The following is a 1,721-nucleotide window of genomic DNA, read 5'->3' as shown; positions in this document are numbered from 1 at the left end:
CGTCTTAAGTTTAACTCCAATTAGGTAACTTAATATTTTGTTACATAGATTGGTTTTTTCCCGCCTACCTACTTAATGTCCGACTGCGAAAAGCGTTGTATATGCCAGCAGTAGTAGCGATGCGTCACAACCCGTTACTCAAAGCTATGAGCGAACGATTATTGGGGCGCGGTAAGGTCAAGATGCAGGTAATTGGTGCTTTGATGCGGAAATTGGTGCATTTGGCTTTTGGTATTTTAAAGTCCCAAAAGCCTTTCGACCCCAATTATTTACTTGCTACCCCTTGACAGGTCAAGACAGTATCTACAAGAACTATGGTCAATTGGTCGCACATAATATTACTTAATCAAATTGTTTTAGGGCGATCGCTCCTCTGACTCAGATTCAAAATCCACGCGCTCGTAAATATCAGCTAACCGCATCTCAAACTCCACGCAACTCAATTTCAACACCGCATCAGCACCATCATACTCAGACAAAACCCACTTATTATCATCCGTCTTCACAAACTGTTCAACGTGCATCTCGTATTGATCTATCAAAACATACTCTCGAAAAGTAGGAATCGTGCGAAAAAGTTTAAACTTGCCACCTCTGTCATAATCCGCCGTCGATTCCGATAAAACCTCAGCCACCATCACCGCATTAGTAATCGTATCTTTCCTACCTTCAGCAAACTCCAACTTCCCCGCAACCAACATCACATCAGGATAAGTATAAACCCGCTTCGACGGTATCCACAAACGCAAATCGTTTATAAATACCCGGTACGGTTCTCCTTTGGTAGCAAAATTTAATGTCCCATAAAAATTGCCAGCTATTTGATTGTGATTCGGTGTTCCGCCTGTCATAGGAATTATCTTGCCATCCTGATATTCGCTTCTAAATTTTGCCCCCTTTTCCAGCATTAAATACTCTTCGGGAGAGTAATAAATCTGTACTTTTTCCTCAACTTTGTCCTCAGCTAATTCTTCGCGGATTTCTGTTAATGCCGTCATAGTAAATCCTCATTTGCTCCTAGTCACAATTATAGCCGCATCATCCACAAATCGAAACTACGGCTCACAATCCCAAATCTGTCGTCTCAATTAGATTCCCCTCAAACTCAAAACCCCGGTTCAAACCATCAAAATACTTCTCAATATTAGGCTTAATCCCAAGCGCTGCTTCCCCATGTCCCAACTCCACAGATCGATCGACTACCTCATACCAAATTGTCAGGCTAACTCCCGCCGCTTGCACCGCCTTCAAACAATCCCAAACAAACTTTGGCACCGATACCGGCGACACCGCATACCTCAACAATTCCTGTGCACCTTCTGGCAAAATAATCAGATTTCTGGCAACTACGATCGTACCTATATCTTCTTCCCTTTCCCCCTGCCAATTCACTTCGCCATTTAAAACATAACCCCAATGTTCAAGAAAATTGTTAATAATATACTGCAACCATTCGACATAATCATAAAACTTTTCCGCGCCGCTCCACTGAATCCCCCCGCCGTCAGCCGTAGGAATCCACTTACACCACAATCCGGGCTGAGTCTTCGGCGGGCGGTTGTAATCGACAACGGAAACTTCCGAATCTTCATCCCATTTTTCATTCACAAAATAGCAGCCTTCTTCGCCCACAGGCAAACCCACCGGGAGCATCTCAATTATGCAATAAGTAGAAATACTTATAAAAGTAATATGCAAGAATTATGTAAAATGTAAAAACA

The 1,721-nt window shown here is 42.7% G+C and carries 3 protein-coding genes; 1 reads left to right on the top strand and 2 read right to left on the bottom strand.

Annotated features, from left to right (window positions below):
- Nucleotides 1–101 precede the first annotated feature (101 nt).
- Nucleotides 102–287 carry a hypothetical protein gene (locus tag QUA83_RS30370; RefSeq protein ID WP_333297928.1) on the top strand — a complete coding sequence of 62 codons (186 nt, stop codon included), beginning with the start codon at nucleotides 102–104 and terminating at the stop codon, nucleotides 285–287.
- A gap of 69 nt (nucleotides 288–356) precedes the next feature.
- On the opposite strand, the gene QUA83_RS30365 is transcribed toward QUA83_RS30370, so the two are convergent.
- Both QUA83_RS30365 and QUA83_RS30360 read right to left on the bottom strand, forming a co-directional pair.
- Nucleotides 357–998 carry a Uma2 family endonuclease gene (locus QUA83_RS30365; RefSeq protein WP_333297926.1) on the bottom strand — a complete coding sequence of 214 codons (642 nt, stop codon included), beginning with the start codon at nucleotides 996–998 and terminating at the stop codon, nucleotides 357–359.
- A gap of 64 nt (nucleotides 999–1,062) precedes the next feature.
- Nucleotides 1,063–1,653, bottom strand: coding sequence for a hypothetical protein (locus tag QUA83_RS30360; RefSeq protein WP_333297925.1), 591 nt, complete (start codon nucleotides 1,651–1,653; stop codon nucleotides 1,063–1,065).
- Nucleotides 1,654–1,721 lie beyond the last annotated feature (68 nt).

The organism is Microcoleus sp. K1-B1 (genome assembly GCF_036704705.1).
Classification (GTDB): Bacteria; Cyanobacteriota; Cyanobacteriia; order Cyanobacteriales; family Microcoleaceae; genus Microcoleus.
Note: the sequence above shows the minus strand (reverse complement) of the source record. Positions and strands in the feature narration are given on the sequence as shown.